Source organism: Rubripirellula tenax (assembly GCF_007860125.1).
In the GTDB taxonomy this organism is placed as follows: domain Bacteria; phylum Planctomycetota; class Planctomycetia; order Pirellulales; family Pirellulaceae; genus Rubripirellula; species Rubripirellula tenax.
Genome location: NZ_SJPW01000001.1, coordinates 427,582 through 444,338 on the forward strand (window position 1 = coordinate 427,582; position 16,757 = coordinate 444,338).

The following is a 16,757-nucleotide window of genomic DNA, read 5'->3' on the forward strand; positions in this document are numbered from 1 at the left end:
CACCCCCTGAATCACCTCGATTCACTCCCCCGCGGATCGCTGCTCAAGCTCGATCCAGCATCTCTTGGACCCGCTTTTCGATCTCGGCGGTGATCGTGGTCGTTTGCCCTTTGATTTTCTTGTCACCCACCACCTCGACAGCTTCGCCAAATTCGACTTTGACGGATCGACGGGCTTTGATGGTCGCGGTGAATTTCATCAGAACGTCTTCTTCGAACTTATCGATCGTTTCCGCCATCCGCCCGATCGACGGTTTGTCGACGACATAGTCGCCCGGATAACTGAACGATTGGACGACCAGGAACAGATCTTCCAAGTCGTTGTCGAGAGTCGACTTTACGGTATCGGTCGCATCGTCGGCCGTTCGTTTCTCGATGATCACTTTCCGCGCCGCCTTCACTCGCTCGGGAATCGACTTCGTACCCTGGCTCAGCTCGTGCCTTGCTTCGACTCCGTCCAAGATGAAGTCGCCAAGACCACGAATCCGCTCGGGAAGACGGCCGGACTTGGTCTCGCCGAAATACTCCAGTTCCTTCACCGCCAAAAGGGCTTCGGCGAACCGATAGATCCGTTCTTCCAACGGCCGCTCGGTTTGGCGGCGCCAAAAGATTGACTCTTCCAATTCGCCCATCGTCGACAACAGCGCCGGCGTGGGGTCGTCGACGTAGCTGTACGAGATTGCGCAGGGAACGCAAACGATCGGCCGATCGGACTTGCGCGCCGCAGCCACCGCAATCGCCGCAGCGCCTTCGCGAAACGGAGTCACTCGATCGCTGCAGTGATAGATTTCGCCCTCTGGAAAGATGACCAGCGGTTCCGGTTTCTCTTGCAGCAAGCTGGTCGCCATCTTGAACGCGCCGATATCGTTGGCTTCACGATCGACGCTGAAACAACCGTGCTTTCGAAGCAGCCATTGAACCAACCGCGACTTGTCATGAAAGACGTGCCACGTCGCCATCAGGTAGAGGGCTGTCCCGATGCGATCGGCGGCTGCGTAAATGACGTACGGATCGGCATGCGAAGAATGGTTTGGCATGATCATGACGCCATGACCGGCGTCCAGATGACCGCGCACATGAGAATCGCCGATGATGTCGATCGACGAGATCTTTACTTCGCGATCACATTGCCGATGTCGTAGCGTACGAAGCCAGTTGACCAACGTCGGGCTGAGCGAAGGTGTCCAGACTTGCGGCGCGAACCGCATGCGGTATCGATTCATGGTCAGTCACTCTTGTTGCGCGAAACATGACACTCGATGTGTCACCCTATGTGGACCCGCGACGCCGTCGCGGAACGTTAGCTGCAAAGCAGCTAACGCAGCAGAAAACCGTACACCCTGCGACGGCGTCGCAGGGCCACGTAGGGTGCTCCAAATAGGCTAACCTGCTAGCTGTTTAGTTTCTTGAGTGCCAACAGCAACGCTTGCGTGCCGCTTTTGGCGTGCCCCTGCGCCGCCACGGCCTGGTAGAGCTGGTGTGCCAGTGCCAACCCAGGCAGACTCAAGTGCATCCGCGCGGCTTCCTCCAACGCGATGCCCATGTCTTTGATGAAATGTTCGACATAGAAACCCGGCGCAAAATCACCGCCGACCATGCGCGGTGCCAAGTTCGTCAGCGACCAGCTGCCCGCCGCTCCACTGCTGACACTCTTCAGGACCGTTTCGACGTCAAGCCCCACCTTTTCGGCATACAGCAACCCTTCACAGACCGCGACCATCCCCGATGCGATCAATGTCTGGTTCACCATCTTGGTGTGTTGGCCCGATCCGGCTGGCCCCTGGTGGACGATCGTTTTCCCCATCAACTGCAGCAGTGGATCGATCGCTTGCACCGCCGCCGCTTCGCCGCCAATCATGATCGACAAAGCCGCGTTGCGTGCGCCCATGTCGCCGCCACTGACCGGTGCGTCAATGGAATGAACGCCTTGTTCCGCGGCACGTCGAGCGATTTCGACCGCCAGTGATGGCTTGCTTGTCGTCATGTCGACGATCACCGTGCCTTCGTTTGCACCGGCGAGCACTCCGTCGTCACCCAAGATCACCGATTCGACGTCGGACGGGAAACCGACGATCGTGAATACCACGTCGCTAGCCGCGGCGACTTCCCGCGGCGAACGGACCAGCGTCGCACCGGCGTCGACCAAGTCAGATGCCTTTTCAGGTGAACGATTGAAGACGGTCGCACGATAGCCGGCCGCGATTAGGTGGCCGCACATGCTGCGGCCCATCACCCCCGTGCCGATCCAACCGATTCGAGTTTCTGGTCCTACGGAGCGAGGCGGCGGGAGAGCGGTCATTTTTATTGATCGGCGGAAGGGATCGAATTATCGCCCAGCGAAATTGCCGTCGCCCAAGGCGGAAGCGGTTGGCGGTTGTCACACAACCCGATCACCAATTCAGACCTTGCTCGCGACGACGAACCATCGGGCCGACCGATCGACGAACTCAGTTCGATCGAGTGGGATGCTGGGGTGTCGCCACGAAGCATCCGAGTGATCTTCGCCGCTTGGCGGGCCGCCATTCTATCACCAATGACCGCCGAAATGCCGCGTCCGGTACGAAGCCAATCGATCCGCACGGTTCGGTCCGTCCGCGAAGCCACGGCCGAAACGAATTGCCGAAAGAACTCTGGCCGAAATGAAAGGTACGACGGCGTCACCAGGACCGGCGTGGTGCCGCCGTGGACGGAAAGTCGAACAATTTCTCGAGCCAACAGATCAAGCGACATGATCAACGTGTGGGTAAGGGGATGTTCCTAACGAATGTGTCCGATGCCTTGCGACCGCTGCCTAAGTACCGGTTCGCATGCGTGACAACATCGATTGGAAATCGATCGTGACGTTTCGTGGCGACGCGTCCGACTTCTTGGGCGAATCCGCTCGCATCAGTTCCATTTCGTCTTCGATCACCAACAAGTCGCTATCGTCGTCGTTCAAACGCAGCGACTGGGCCTCTTCCGACTGGGTTTCTTCCGCGTCTTCCTCGACCCGCAACAGATGAAGTCGCTCTTCTTCCATCTTCGCTTCCGCCAACTCTGCTGCAGCTAGCTTTGATTGGGGCGCGGTCGGTTCGGGCAGAATCGTGACGGTCTGGTCATAGGTCGTCATACCAACGATTTCTTGGTGCAACATTGCTTCAAAGTTGTACCGTGGCGCCGCGACCGCTTCGGAAGCCGCTTTCGCAACCACCTCAGCCACCGCTACCTTTGCGGCGACTTCTGGCTTAGCGATTTCCTTTTTCGCGACCACTTGTTTTGTCGAGCCGTCCAGCTCGACGTCTTCTTCGATTTCGAAATCGCCGAAGAGTGCCGATGGCAACGCCGCTGCCGAGACACTCTTGAAGGCTTCGTCGGATTCGTCCATCCACATTGCCGAACCGATTTCGGCATCGTTGCTTGACTGACCGCAGCCGCCTTGGCCGTGGCTTCCCAGATCAACGTCGGCCAGGTTTTCCAACTCGATGGCCGGCTCTTCGAGATCCCATTCGCTCTCGGAATCTTCGTCCGCGAAGCCCAGCAATTCGTCGTCGGCTGCCTTCGATCGATTCGGTTTTTTCGCGGCGACCGGAGCGGCATCCAATTCGCCGAATTCGATCGACGAACCGCCGGACGACTTCAACGAAGGTTCGTCCAACATCGGACCAGGCAATTGTTGCAGCGTTGCCCATGCCAAATCGACGATCTGTTCGGTGACCATCGTCTCGCCCGCTTCTTCGGCCGAGTCGATCGCTTGCGTCATCATTTGGTTGACCAATCGCGGCACACCGCTGGCGGCATGATGGATCGCGGCAATCGCTTCGTCGGTGATCGCGTCGGACGGATCGGCTCCGCAACCACGAATCGTTTCTTCGATGAAGTAGCGCGTTTCGTGACCGTTCATCGGATGCAAGTAACAACGTGTCGAAACACGCTGGGTGAATGGTTCTAGCGACGAGTCTATCAACAATTCGTCCAACTTCATCGCACCGCATACGACGGCCGAAACTCGCGGCTTACCCTTCTGCATGATGTTGGTGACCATGCGAATGGACTCCAGCACCTCCGCCGACAACGCTTGCGCTTCGTCGAGGATGATCAACAAACCGCCGTCAGGACCGTTGGCCCGACAAACTCGGTCGACCAATGCGAGATGCAAGTCGTTTTCGGGAGCTTCAAAGAAATTGACGCCCAGGTGATGCAACAGGTGTCGCAGGAACGCCGCCCGGTTCTCGATCGTGGTGTCGCCCAAGACGACAACGTCGTGCGTCTCTTTGTACTGTTCGACCAACAGACCGCAAATCAGACTCTTGCCCGTCCCGGGTGGTCCGATGATCAACGAAATTGCTTCCTGAGCATCGATACTTCGGCTGACTCGCGTCAACGCGTCTTCGACGCTGCCCAGCGCGACATAACGCGTGACGGCGGGGAACGCGGGAAACGGAGGAACGGTGTAGGCGTTGACGGGTTTGGTTGTGGTTTGCATCGTATAGCCCGCAAGCGGTGGGGGGGAGATCGTGTTTCGCTACAATCGGAGTAATCGGCACATCTTGCCGAGGCCTTGAGCGGAATCGAATTCCCGGCGACGTTTCTTTCACGCGTCGTGGGCTGGCTGCTGTGCGGATGGGCCCCATAGCGGCGCCGGCGTATCGATGCCGCGACGGCTGAATTGGCGAGAATGAAAGTTGCTCCCTTACGTCAAACGGCACAATCGGCATCGCTTGCCGATGGAGTCGCCGCGATTCCTTCACTCTTTTTTCCGTGCTAACGTCCCACGGTTTCCGCGCCGATACCGACCACTGCCCGGCGGTCATCAACGGTTGGTGAACGGTTGCCATGGGCACTTCATACTCTGTCGCCCCCTAGGAAGTTTATGATCGGTTTAACGCCTCGGCGGATCGATTTTCCGACGCTTTGCGAGACCATCGAAAAGCGATTGTGCGATCTCGGCCACTTGGTTCCGAATCAGTTCCCGATGACCCAGCGTGAAGTCGTGCGATCCAACAAGGTCGTCGGTGTGTACTTTTGCGTTCACGGACCACGTAGCGTGAAACTGACTGCAATCTGTGACTTCACCAAGAAACAAGTCATCTTCTACGGCAGCGACGGTATCCGTCGCGAAAGCATGCCTGTCGCGGTGCAAGCCCCGGCCGCGATCGCCGTTTGAGTTCCAAGGTACGGCGTGTCGCCGATACGCCGTCACATTTCTAGCACGGCGTGTCCCCGGCACGCCGCCGCAACGCGTCGATCCGCCTTGCCGGTTTTTTTTCGCTGGAGTGATCGGGGTGACTGTGCCGATTATTCCGAATGGAAGGCGCCCATGGGTGCGTTCTTCCTCCAATCACTGCGAATGATTCCCGGACGGACACCGCCATGCGATTCTCGATAACTCGATACCTGACCGCGGCCGCCACCGTGGCAATTGTCACTTCCACAATCGCCAATGCTGCGGAACCGATCCCGCGTGGTGCTCGTCCCGTCGTTCCCGGCACCGGCAGCGAAATCGTGGGTGTCGCCGATGACTTTGAGGATCCGAATTGGGGCTACGTTCCCCGTGATCCCAAAAGCACCGAAGACATCGACGAAAACCAACGAAGCCCCATGGGGCGAAGCACCAATGGTCGCTGGTACGAGGGCATCAAACGGGGCCACCCCGACATTGTCAAACGCGTGTCCACACCGTCGGGCGGATTGCCCGGCAGCACCGGATCGCTGTTGATGAAGAGCCTGCAAACCGGCATTCCCGGTCAGCCGTCCAACACCATGCACCAGGACGACTTTGTCGCCAACGTTCAATACCGATTGAAGCGAACGATCAACGTTTCGGAAGCTCCCAGCGTCACGACGCGAGTCTATTTGCCGCCGGTGGATAGTTGGGAAAACCGCAGCGGGCCACACTTCGGATTCCGCTTGGCGCTGGAAACCACCGCCATGGTCGACAAAGAAGTCGGCATCGGGATCTTCAAACGCACCAAGAAAGAAATGGGCAACGAAGTCTACTGGCCCGGACTGTTCGTCGAATTTGAAAGCCGCAGTGAATCGGGCAAAGATTCCGACTATGCGTACTTGCGAGTTCGCAGCAATTCACGCGGCGGCGATTTCCGCGGTCCTCAGATCACCACCACCGGATGGTGGACGATGGGCATGAGCGTGACGCCGGACGGCATGGTCCACTACTACGCTTCACCGGGCGTCGATGAGTTGACCGAAGCCGACTACATCACCAGCCAATTCCCCTACGATTATCGCTGTGAACGCTTCCGAACGTTCTTCTATAACATCTGCAGCGCCGACGACGGCCGACGTTGGAGCACCGCATTCATCGTCGACGATCCGAAGGTCTACGTGCTGCGTCCCCAAGGACAAATGGCAACACGCGACAGCAACTCGCGCCGCTAACGATTGCCCGTGGATCTGTGCGTCAAACTTCGCGCAGCGTCGCCTCGATCGCCTGTTCATACTCGCGGTCGGTCAGATCCAATAACTTCTGCATCTTTGCGAGCGTCTTGATTTTCACGTCGCTCGGCTTGCCTTCGGCGGTCGCGGCCAGAAACATGGCCTGCAACGCCTGCACCCGCTGCGGCTGGTTCCACCGCTTCGAAACGGTCAGCACGTAATTGCAGGCCTCGATTTTGTTTTGGCCGGCGATCGAGCAGAGCCGTCCGATCTCATCGCGTTCGACTTCTCGGCCCAGCAATCCCGCTGCGATATCCTGCAACGTCTCGATTTCGAGCTGGCTAATGATCCCATCCACTAGCGCGACCAAAACGGCCGCTCGGATCGCCTCGTCGATGAATTTCTCCTGCGCCGCAGCCTCGTGAGTCGCCTGGTCCATCTCCAAGACGCTCGGATCCCACGTTTGCTTGCATTGGTCGCATTGAACGAACAGTTCGGGATTCCCGATTGGGATGGTGGGAATGAGATAGAGCGTCAACCACGGCCGGCGGGCTCGCAAGCGGTACGTTTGCGGAACCCCGCATTGGGGGCAAAAACAGTTCCCCCGATCGCGAGTTCGTGTCAGATTCATGGTGCCGATAAGGATCATGCTCCGATTATATCCGCTGGTCACCCTTTGTAGCGTGGGTGATTTGATTTGGCGAATGTTGGTGAAACATTGCGTCGATAACAGACGACATGCCTCTATTGCCAATCTCGACGACGCGAACCAGCACACCGCTGACCACCCAGCGGTTGTTGTTTCAATTGAACAACGACCAGTTGGCGATTCAGCGTCAGTACGACCAATTGAGTACTGGCCAGCGAGTCTTGCGATTGGGCGACGATCCGGCTGCGGCAAACCGCGCGATCTCGCTGCACCGTGGCATCGACCAATCCAACCAACTGGTCCGTAACGCGACCAGTACCCGCAGCTTTTACCAGGCCGCCGATGATTCGTTGGCCAATATCGATGACGCCCTGATCCAGGCCCGTGCCGTTGCCGTTCAAGGTGCCCAGAACGTCATCTCGGATGACGAACGTGCTGCCCTCGCCGCATCGATCCAACAATCGATCAACGCAGTCTTCTCGGCGGGAAACTCGATGTTTCGCGACCACGAGCTGACCGGTGGCTTCTTGAACCCCGGCGAATCATTCAACTTCGACGGCAACGACATTGTCTTTTCCGGAAAAGGTGCCATCGGCCGTACCGATATCGGCTTCGGAAAACCCGTCGACATCAACGTCAACGCCAACGGCACCCTTGGCGCCAACGCAGTCTTGGTCGAAGGCAAACCGCTGAACGCGTCACTGGACCATGAAACTCGCTTGGTCGACCTGCGGAAGGGTCTCGGCGTCGTGCCGGGACAGATCAAGTTGTCCGGCGGCGGCAATTTTGTTGACGTGGACCTGCGTTCGGCCGCCACGATTGGTGACGTTGCGGACGTGCTTTCAACGGTGGTTCTGGACGGGCGAAAACTATCGGCCACCTTAACCGACGACGGCATTCGCATCGAATATAGCGATGGTTTGGCGGGCACGTTGGCCATCGAAGACGGCATCGGCAGCACGATGGCCCGCGACCTTTCGATCAAGAACCCAGGCGGTGTAATCGCGCCGCCGGTGATCGGGGATCGATTGTCGCCACGAGTCACGAAGGCGACCAAAATTTCCGACCTCGCCGGCGGTTTGGGCGTGGACCTTTCGGCCGGTTTGCAGATCAAACAGGGTGACCGAACTTTCACCATCAATTTTGATGGCGCCGAGGACCTGAGCGACGTGCTGATCGCGATCAACCGCAGCGACGCTGACGTGAAGGCTGAATTGGACGAATCGGGCGGACGGATCGTACTGCGTTCGCTTCGCAGCGGCGTCGACTACTCGATCGGCGAAAACGGTGGCCAAACGGCCGCCGCATTGGGGATCCGCTCGGCCGACGGCGACACCAAACTAACGTCGATCGGACGCGGTCGCGGAATGACGCTCAATTCCAACGGCCCCGACCTGACCATTTCTCGTCCGGACGGAAGAGTCATCCAGCTAGACCTCGACGGTACAGAGACGATCAATGACGTCATCAATCGGATCCGAAATCACCCTGACAACCAAGATACTCGTCGCATCCTTGTCAACCTGAACGATATCGGCAACGGCATCCAGTTGAAAGCGCCGCCCGGTGCCAACAAGCTGACGGTGCGACAAATCGGGATTTCCGATGCCGGAACCCGACTGGGTCTGATCCCGACCGGCAAGAGCGAAAATACCGGCGGTGTAGTCGGTTCGGTGGATACCATCATTGGCACGGATTACGCGACTCGCGACGCCGGCGGTGCCCTCGACACGCTGCTGAGGTTGAAAAGTGCGGTCGCGACGGGTGACGGCAACGAAATCGAGCGACTGCAAGCCAAAATTGACGTCGACCTGGACCGTGCCAGCCGGACCCGGGGGCAAGTCGGCGTGTGGACGCAAACGCTCGACCAGTTAAAAGCAACCACCGAGAGCCGCGTCATCCAATTGAAGGGCCAGCTATCGGATGAAGTCGACGCCGATTTGACGACCGTCATCAGCGAATTGAGCCAGCGACAGGTCGCTTTAGAAGCATCAATGCGAGTGATCGGCCAGACGTCGCAGATGACGGTGCTGAACTACTTGTAACGATTTTGCCGATTCTGTCGATTCGGATGCCCGAAACGTCGATAAGTGAGATATCAGAGTGTCTCCACTTTGATTCTTTTGAACGGTATCGAATCTAGACCATCGGGTAGACATCATGCGGATCGACACGCAACGCTTTGGCACCTTGCGGCTCAACGCGAACCAATTGTTCCTGTTTCCGCAGGGGCTGATCGGCATGGAGACGCTGCGGCAATGGGCGCTGCTTCCCGATCCTCAAAACGAATCCGTGGCTTGGTTGCAAAGTGCTTCACGTGGCGACCGTGCGATCGCTCTGATCAGCCCTCGCGCGTTCTTTGAAGATTACCGCGTCCATGTGACGCGCCGCGAATTGGCGTGTTTGCACATGCAACCCGGTGCCGAGATGTACGTGATGACCACGGTGTCTGGACACGTCGGCAAGTTGACGACGAACCTGCGTTCACCGCTCCTGTTGAACCTGAGCCGCCGTCTAGGTTGCCAAGTCATCACCAGTGACGACCAACCCATCCAAAAGGCGTTACCCTTGGTCAGTGCCGCAGCCGCATCCATGGTTGAAACGCTTCGCGCTGCTTAAAAGCCGTCCAACCGTTGCATCCCAATCGGAACAACGATGCCCGCGCCGCGACATGAACCGCGGCCAATGGAATCCCGACGTTCGCTAAAACCGTATTGAGTATTTTTCAATACAATAATCGCGTATTGACGTCGATTCTTTGTGATCGGGTCGTCGGGTAAACGGCACGATCGACACCAGCGGACTTCGGTGCTAGCGTTTCAATTTCGCACACTGTGTGGTCGATCAATCCCTTGTCGAGATGTTGTTGCTCTGGGTTCCTAAAACGTTGCTGCTAAGTCAGCTTCGCATTAGAGATGACGAGTCGGCGATCGAAGACGACCATCATTCTCGGGGCGAACGTGCGCTTCCCGAACCAAGTCCCCATTCCCATATAGATCACCACGAGGACACCATGCTCGTCCTTTCCAGGCACCGCGACGAAAGCATCATGATTGGCGACGATGTCGTGGTGACGATCGTCGATATTCGAGGCGACAAAGTTCGTCTGGGTATCGAAGCACCACAATCGATCCCGGTCCACCGGCAAGAAGTCTACGACGCGATTCAACGTGAAAATCGTCGTGCAACGCAAACTGGCACCGGCGCCACCAAAGATGTTCAACCGCCAAAGAATTAGCGTTCGAACGTAACTTCGCTATCTCCCGTCCGGGGACGTAGCGATTCGATCGGCAGGCTCTGACTCACCGTCGAGCGGCCGCACATCAGATACTCGGAACGAGTGACCGTCCTCGCCCGTTCCGAAACGGTAAGGCAGTTCGATCTTTGTCGACACCGCCACGACCTGGTCAATCGACCGGTCCATCGCTTCGGCCATTCGATAGAGTGGCCAATCGGCATCGCCGTCATTGACGCGGTCGACAACCAGCAGCACGCGATGCTGTGTTTCATCTTTTGCCGACACCCGCGATCGGTAATCCCGAACGGTCACAACGGGAATCGCAGGCAAGTGAGCCTTTAAATTCCCAGCTGTACGCACGTCCGTCGCCACAATCATCGCTGGCCGCTGCGGTATCAATTCCAGCCGCTCGGCCAATCCGCTGTACGGCACATTCAACCACGAGTAGTCGCCTCGCATCGATGCCGAGATCGGTCGCCCGACCATCACTGACAAGACAACCGCGCCAAACACGCCCGCCGTCGTCAAAATCCTCGCGCCGCCGATCTCGTCCATCGCCACGAATCGTTTCAAACGCAGCACCAAATAGATGGGCAGCAAAAACAAGTACGGTTGCAACCAGTGGTTCTTTGTTTCAACCGCATTGCCCGACACGGCCAGCATCACAAGCAGTAACGTGACACCGATGATCGTCCGTTCGATCAACTCAGTCGCCCGGCCTTCATCGATCGTATACATCGCCAGCTCGCTGCGTCGCGATTGGCTCCACCACACTCGCCCAAGATCGCGAAACGCGATCGCGAAAATGACGATCGTCACCGCGCAACAGGAAAGCGTGGACCAGACCAACCGAATCAATCCCGTCGTGATCCGCTCGCCCATCGGCATCCATTCGCTGGGCACCAATTGGGTCAGTGCCTTCGACGATGCCGTTTCCCAGTGATGGATCGCCCACCAGTAGTGAGGCCCGATGCAGATCACTGCCAACACGATGCTGACGATGATGCGGCGATCGTAAAGCCGCCGGCGAAAGCTCTCAATCGACAGCGCTGCCGCAATGAAAGCGACCAAAACGATCGCGAAGTTGTACTTGAACAGTAGTCCGGCGGCTGTCGCCAATCCGATCGCCACATAGTTCACCATCGTGGGTCGCTGGTGCACATTGATGATCGCTAGCAACAACCACGACGCCGCGAATACGGCCGCAACGGTGTGCGATAGGTCGCGGTGACTTTCCCACGCAATCTGTGGCATCGTCAACATTGCCGCAGACGCAACCATCCCGGCGGACCGGCTTTGGCAAATCCGCGTTACCGCCGAATAGACGCAAAGGTACGTTAGGAACAAGAACGCATTCTTGACCAACGGCAATGCGATCGATGCGCGGCCGATCACTTCCAAAAGGGGAGTTTGAACCCACGTGTATAAGGGAGGTTGGCCGTTGTATCCGATCTCCCACCACTGGGACAAATAGACTTGTTCGGCTTCATCGAAAGTCAACGACGACGACAACATGCCGCGAACCAGCACGTGCAATCCGAAATAGACCAACAACAGAATCGGGAACCGATACTCCGTCGCCGCTAACCAACGCAAGAATCTCATGCTGCGGCATTTCGTTGGACAGGAGCTGGAAACGGCGTCAAATTCACCGGCAGGCCTGAATCGCGATAGCCACCATTTTCAAAATCCTTGCGGATGACGTAGTTCCCTTGACCGGGAAGTTCCAAGTAAATTCGCGAAACCATCTCGGCCAAAATGCCGATCGCGATCAATTGAACTGCCGTGCAAAGCGCAAAGGCACCCACGATCAACATCGGCCGATTCCCAATGTCCTGGCCCAGCCCGAACTTCGCGAAGCCGACGATCGATAACATCGCCATGCCGATCCCAGCAAGCACCAATCCGACGGAGCCGAAAAAGTGTCCCGGCCGCGCCCGGTAACGCATAAAAAACAGCACCGACAACAGATCCAGCACCACGCGAAAGGTCCGCGAAATACCGTATTTTGATTGACCGAATTGTCGAGCGTGGTGCCGCACGCCGATCTCGCCGATCCGATCGGGTGAAGTGATCTTGGCGACCCAAGCGGGGATGAACCGGTGCATTTCTCCGACAAGTTTGACGTCACGGATGACTTCGCCGCGATAGATTTTTAAGCTGCACCCGTAATCGTGAATTTTGACGCCGGTCACGCGAGAAATCAAACGATTGGCGATCCACGACGGGATCTTTCGCAGCACCACCGCGTCTTGGCGTCGCTCGCGGCGGCCGCACAACAAATCGAGGTCATTATTTTCCAAGTGCCGAACCATCCGTGGAATGTCTGCCGGGTCGTTCTGTAGATCACCGTCAATGGTGGCAACAATACGGCCGCGGGATGCGTCGATACCAGCTTGCATCGCAGCGGTTTGACCAAAGTTACGACGAAGCGCAATCACGTGGGTCGGCGTCGTGACGGATTGGCAAACTTGGACGGCGGCATCGTAGGTCCCGTCATGACTGCCGTCATCGACCAGAACAATCTCGCACATCCCAACCGACGGCTCAGCATCTCGCAACGCCGTTTCGATCTGAGCCACCAACGGGCCCACCGATTCAGATTCGTTGTAAAGCGGAACGACAATGGAAAGATCCACGATCCCAGTTTCGGAAGACATTCGCGGGGCTCGGGTACTTGTAGACGGGAAAGGCAGTTTGCAACCCGTCCGATATCAAAACCGCGTTTCACGCAGCAAGAGGAATCAAGCACACCCATCGAGTGTGCTCCACCCCATGTGGTTATGCGACGCCGTCGCAAGGTGGACGGTGCCCTTCCCCGTCTGCTGCTTTGCAGCAAACGTCCCGCGAGCGGAGTCGTGGGTCCACATGGGCTCTTTGGATTCCGGTTGCCCGCTACCTTGGGAACACCGACGACAGTACCGAACCGTTGTCCTTCATATCGGTGTCGCCGATGAAGATGTAGCCTGCATTCGGACACGCATCGCGGTCGGCGGGCGAGAAGTTTTCGACGGCGGTTGTGATCACCAACTTCAATCCGCCTTCGAATGAAACCAGCGCTGGGCACGTGTTCTGTGGCGAACCCGGCGTTTGCCACGTGCACTTCAGCTCGCCCGACTCCCGATCGTACAACCGGGTTTGACCAAAGTCCGCGACTCCCGGGTGGAACATCGCCACGATGATTCCGGTTCCGTCGGGCGTCAGGATCATGCCGTCCGGAACGGCCGGGTCACCGTCGAAGTCGATGACTGTCATCGGGCTGCCCAGTTTCCCTGCTGCGATATCGATAGGATATCGAACGATCTTACGCGTCGGCGAGTCGATGTCGAACAGCGTTAGGTTTCCATCGTCGCCTTGAATGATCGCCTTCCCGTTGCTGCAGATCTGGTCGTCGCGCAGCCGAATCAGCTTCGAATCGCTGCCGCGGTACAGATACAGCCCCGCCTTCTTGGTCGCAAATTCCAGATCCTTGGTGCCGAAGATCAAGTTGTCTTCATACACCAGACCGTCGTTGATGATTGTGTTGGTCACATCGTCGTCGACACCTTCGCAAAACGGCATCCAGTCGTTCGTCAGCGTGTCGAAAATCCCTAGCGTCCGTTCGCAGCCCACGACGAACGATCCGTTGGTGCGACACGGCAAGGCAAAACCGGGACGCCCTGGCAACTCAAACGATCGATTGTTCCGTGTTGCGAAATCGTACAGGTTCAGACTTCCGACCTTCGAATCGCCACCGTGTTGGATGCCGACCCAGCTGAATTTACCGGGCCCGATCGGAATCGGTCCCTCGGGCAGAAACCGAAGCGAGTCGGTGGTCGGGAATCGCAGTGATCGGGCTTGGCGTATTTCGGTCATCGAACTTGAAATCGGAAACTTGAGATTTGGATGAGATGCGATGCCCGTTTTAGAGCGTTTGGCAGCAATGAGGTAGCCGCTATGCTACCGTTTTGTTGATAGTTCTCAACTCGTTCCCCGAAACCCAACAGGCACTCTGCCCGATGACGTCCCTCTCCATCATGCGACGCTTCTCGTTTTGCGCTGGCCACCGATTGGTCGGCCATGAAGGCAAATGCCAGAACCTACACGGCCACAACTACGTCGTCGAAATTTACGTTACTGGACAAGAACAGGACTCCGTCGGCCGCATCCTGGATTTCAAGCAACTGAAGCAATCGATCAACGGATGGTTGGACGAGAACTGGGATCACACGTTCATCTTGTGGGACCAGGACGAAAACGGGCTGGCGGCGATCCGTTCGTCGACGCCTCACCGAGTCTACGAATTGGATTGCAACCCGACCGCCGAGAACATGGCGATCCATTTGCTGGATGTCGTTTGCCCCAAGGTGCTCGGCGGCAGCGGCGCGACCGCGTTCAAGGTCCGGCTTTGGGAGAGCGAAGAAACATGTGCCGAGGTTTCCAGATAGGCCCACACGATGAAAGTATTGCAACTCAACCACGTCGCGCTGCACGTCGCCGATGTCCCTCGCAGCGTCGAATTCTATCGTGACACGCTGCGGTTACCCGTCATGCCACGGCCCGACTTTGACTTTCCCGGTGCCTGGTTTCGATTGGGCGTCGACCAAGAATTGCACCTGATCGGCGATCGCATGGATCCCGTCTATTCACACCACCGGGGCGGTCATCTGGCACTGATCGTGGATGACCTGGATCCTTGGGAAACGCACCTCGACGCGAAAGGTGCGACGCGATTGCCTCGCAAGACGCGGCCAGACGGCGCCCTGCAAACGTTCGTCCAGGACCCCGACGGTCACTGGATCGAACTCTGTAAACCGGCTTCCGCAGGCGAATAGTCGGAGCCTAACGGTTGTGCCTACTTGTGAGGCGTGTGGCAGGCTTTGCAGTTGGCGCCTTTGGACAGCATTTCGCCAGCGCCGTCGGTGCCGTCGACCGCTGCCTTACTGGCCTTGACCAACGCGGCCGTCATCTTGTCCCAGCTCTCTTGTTCGCCTTTTTTGGGCGTGTTTTTCGACAGCGCAACCATCATCGCGTGAAGCTCTTTCTTCTCTTCGTCCGAAGCACCGCCTTCGGCGACCTTCTTCAGCAGAGGGCCCTTCATCGCCTTCTTCATGATTTCTTTGGTCTTATATTTCGGCGCGGCATCATCTTCATCGGCCGCACGCGAGGGCATCGCGGTCGTTGCTGTTAACATGCCAGCGACGGTCATCAGGGTCCAAAACTTTTTCGACATCAATGGGCTCTTTTTAAAGGGAGGCAAAACAGGAAAACAAAAAAGATTTTCTGGCAATCAACTGGCAATCCACGAACGCAACGTTTCGAGGTCCGACTTCATCGCGGCCAAATGCTGAGGCACCAATTCAGGCTTCTTGTGGTCCAGGTATTCTTCGTGCAACGAAATCGGGCCGTCAAACGCACTCAGGTGCAACGACTTGACCGCTTCCCGATCCACGCGACCTTCGCCCAAGGGGACATTGACCAAGTCGTCCCCGTCCCAGCGAAAGTCTTTGATATACATCGCAGCGATCTTTGGTCGAATCAATTCTAGCGAAACCGGCCACGACATGCCTGCTTCGGCCATCGCGTGACGCAGATCATAGGCGACACCGATGGCCGACGGGTCGATGCCGTCCAAACCGAGGTGAAGATCCCAAATCGCGGAGCCGAAATACTGGTTCCCGGCATGGTTCTGGTACAGCCCCTGAACGCCAAAGTCGTGATTCATCGCCGCCAAATCGCGAAGCTGCGGTTTCCAGGCCTCGATTTGGCCGACAACATCTGCCTTGCGATCGTATCTCAGATACTGCATCCGGTATTTCGTGACCCCCAACGTCGCGGCCGTTCGCAGCACTCGCTCGGTCAGCGGATCTGATGCGTCGTTGATGTCGGTGGTAAGCATTGCAACGGTCATGCCGTGTTTGGCCAGGGCTTCGACCAGTCGGGGCAGGTCGTCCTCGACCGTTTCCGGTTCGACGTTGCCGCCCTTTCGCACCGGTGCTTCGATTGCGTCAAAGCCAGCCTCGGCAAGGGCGTCGGCCATCGCGTCGAAGGTCATCGAATTGAGCGGCTTGGTGAAAACGCAAATTTTTTTCTGATCAGAATTTTTTTCTTGCGGTTCACCTTCATCGGCGAAAGAGATCGTCGAGCTTGCGACGGCGACACAGCTGAGCGAAGCGGCAAAAAAATCACGGCGAGACGGATTCGATGACATGGTGTTGGTAGCAGTGGGGCAGGGGTCGGAGGAACTTTGCCGCCCATGATAACGTGGCCGGCTTGAGACAAAATTTACGAAACGAACAACTTTTAGGGAACTTTCGATAATTCGGGTCGTTCTTACTTACCTGAGCAACCGTGCCGGAGCAGTACCTATTGGGGGATCACAACAGAATGCCAAGCCGACCGATCGTTGGACTTTTGATCCTCGGTTTCGTCGAGTTGCTTTGGCATACCCGTTGGCACACCCCCTGCTGCTGCCCCCTCTTTCGGTGGACAGGGACTTTTGATCAGCCGTTATTTTCGG

17 protein-coding genes are annotated in these 16,757 nt (G+C 57.3%); 7 read left to right on the forward strand and 10 right to left on the reverse strand.

Annotated features, from left to right (window positions below; genetic code table 11):
- Positions 1 to 43: 43 nt before the first annotated feature.
- The 4 genes from Poly51_RS01610 to Poly51_RS01625 all read right to left on the reverse strand — a co-directional run bounded on the left by Poly51_RS01610 (position 44) and on the right by Poly51_RS01625 (position 4,461).
- Positions 44 to 1,222 (reverse strand): lysophospholipid acyltransferase family protein, encoded by a 1,179-nt coding sequence (locus tag Poly51_RS01610; RefSeq protein WP_146453599.1) that lies wholly within the window; start codon positions 1,220 to 1,222, stop codon positions 44 to 46.
- Between the two features lie 167 nt (positions 1,223 to 1,389).
- Positions 1,390 to 2,298, reverse strand: a complete 909-nt coding sequence (locus Poly51_RS01615; protein ID WP_146453600.1) for an NAD(P)-dependent oxidoreductase — start codon at positions 2,296 to 2,298, stop codon at positions 1,390 to 1,392.
- 2 nt (positions 2,299 to 2,300) lie between these two features.
- A complete protein-coding gene (locus Poly51_RS01620) occupies positions 2,301 to 2,735 on the reverse strand; it encodes a hypothetical protein (protein ID WP_222435769.1) in 435 nt (144 codons plus the stop codon).
- Positions 2,736 to 2,790: 55 nt separating this feature from the next.
- On the reverse strand, positions 2,791 to 4,461 hold the full coding sequence (locus Poly51_RS01625) for an ExeA family protein (RefSeq protein ID WP_146453602.1): 1,671 nt from the start codon (positions 4,459 to 4,461) through the stop codon (positions 2,791 to 2,793).
- A gap of 387 nt (positions 4,462 to 4,848) precedes the next feature.
- On the opposite strand from Poly51_RS01625, the gene Poly51_RS01630 reads away from it, so the two are divergent.
- Positions 4,849 to 5,142, forward strand: a complete 294-nt coding sequence (locus tag Poly51_RS01630; RefSeq protein WP_146453603.1) for a hypothetical protein — start codon at positions 4,849 to 4,851, stop codon at positions 5,140 to 5,142.
- Positions 5,143 to 5,348: 206 nt separating this feature from the next.
- Positions 5,349 to 6,374, forward strand: coding sequence for a hypothetical protein (locus tag Poly51_RS01635; RefSeq protein WP_246114201.1), 1,026 nt, complete (start codon positions 5,349 to 5,351; stop codon positions 6,372 to 6,374).
- A 22-nt stretch (positions 6,375 to 6,396) separates the two neighbouring features.
- Here the strand turns inward: Poly51_RS01635 and Poly51_RS01640 are convergent, their stop codons facing one another.
- Positions 6,397 to 6,810, reverse strand: a complete 414-nt coding sequence (locus tag Poly51_RS01640) for a TerB family tellurite resistance protein (RefSeq protein WP_246114202.1) — start codon at positions 6,808 to 6,810, stop codon at positions 6,397 to 6,399.
- A gap of 299 nt (positions 6,811 to 7,109) precedes the next feature.
- On the opposite strand from Poly51_RS01640, the gene Poly51_RS01645 reads away from it, so the two are divergent.
- The 3 genes from Poly51_RS01645 to csrA all read left to right on the forward strand — a co-directional run bounded on the left by Poly51_RS01645 (position 7,110) and on the right by csrA (position 10,258).
- Entirely contained in the window at positions 7,110 to 9,065 is a 1,956-nt protein-coding gene (locus Poly51_RS01645) for a flagellin N-terminal helical domain-containing protein (RefSeq protein ID WP_146453605.1), read from the forward strand.
- Between the two features lie 115 nt (positions 9,066 to 9,180).
- A complete protein-coding gene (gene fliW, locus Poly51_RS01650; protein ID WP_146453606.1) occupies positions 9,181 to 9,639 on the forward strand; it encodes a flagellar assembly protein FliW in 459 nt (152 codons plus the stop codon).
- A 394-nt stretch (positions 9,640 to 10,033) separates the two neighbouring features.
- Positions 10,034 to 10,258 (forward strand): carbon storage regulator CsrA, encoded by a 225-nt coding sequence (csrA, locus tag Poly51_RS01655; RefSeq protein ID WP_146453607.1) that lies wholly within the window; start codon positions 10,034 to 10,036, stop codon positions 10,256 to 10,258.
- Between the two features lie 18 nt (positions 10,259 to 10,276).
- Here the strand turns inward: csrA and Poly51_RS01660 are convergent, their stop codons facing one another.
- The 3 genes from Poly51_RS01660 to Poly51_RS01670 form a co-directional block, all read right to left on the reverse strand.
- Positions 10,277 to 11,863, reverse strand: a complete 1,587-nt coding sequence (locus Poly51_RS01660; RefSeq protein WP_146453608.1) for an ArnT family glycosyltransferase — start codon at positions 11,861 to 11,863, stop codon at positions 10,277 to 10,279.
- On the reverse strand, positions 11,860 to 12,918 hold the full coding sequence (locus tag Poly51_RS01665; RefSeq protein WP_146453609.1) for a glycosyltransferase family 2 protein: 1,059 nt from the start codon (positions 12,916 to 12,918) through the stop codon (positions 11,860 to 11,862). Before Poly51_RS01665 ends, Poly51_RS01660 begins: the two co-directional genes overlap by 4 nt.
- A 235-nt stretch (positions 12,919 to 13,153) precedes the next feature.
- Complete coding sequence (locus Poly51_RS01670) at positions 13,154 to 14,113, reverse strand: SMP-30/gluconolactonase/LRE family protein (protein WP_146453610.1); 960 nt, start codon at positions 14,111 to 14,113, stop codon at positions 13,154 to 13,156.
- A gap of 161 nt (positions 14,114 to 14,274) precedes the next feature.
- Here Poly51_RS01670 and Poly51_RS01675 point away from each other — a divergent pair, with 161 nt between their 5' ends.
- Both Poly51_RS01675 and Poly51_RS01680 read left to right on the forward strand, forming a co-directional pair.
- Complete coding sequence (locus Poly51_RS01675; protein ID WP_146455084.1) at positions 14,275 to 14,685, forward strand: 6-pyruvoyl trahydropterin synthase family protein; 411 nt, start codon at positions 14,275 to 14,277, stop codon at positions 14,683 to 14,685.
- Positions 14,686 to 14,694: 9 nt separating this feature from the next.
- A complete protein-coding gene (locus Poly51_RS01680) occupies positions 14,695 to 15,072 on the forward strand; it encodes a VOC family protein (protein ID WP_146453611.1) in 378 nt (125 codons plus the stop codon).
- A gap of 20 nt (positions 15,073 to 15,092) precedes the next feature.
- On the opposite strand, the gene Poly51_RS01685 is transcribed toward Poly51_RS01680, so the two are convergent.
- Positions 15,093 to 15,470 carry a hypothetical protein gene (locus Poly51_RS01685; RefSeq protein ID WP_146453612.1) on the reverse strand — a complete coding sequence of 126 codons (378 nt, stop codon included), beginning with the start codon at positions 15,468 to 15,470 and terminating at the stop codon, positions 15,093 to 15,095.
- A 57-nt stretch (positions 15,471 to 15,527) separates the two neighbouring features.
- Entirely contained in the window at positions 15,528 to 16,448 is a 921-nt protein-coding gene (locus Poly51_RS01690) for a sugar phosphate isomerase/epimerase family protein (RefSeq protein ID WP_146453613.1), read from the reverse strand.
- Between the last annotated feature and the right edge of the window lie 309 nt (positions 16,449 to 16,757).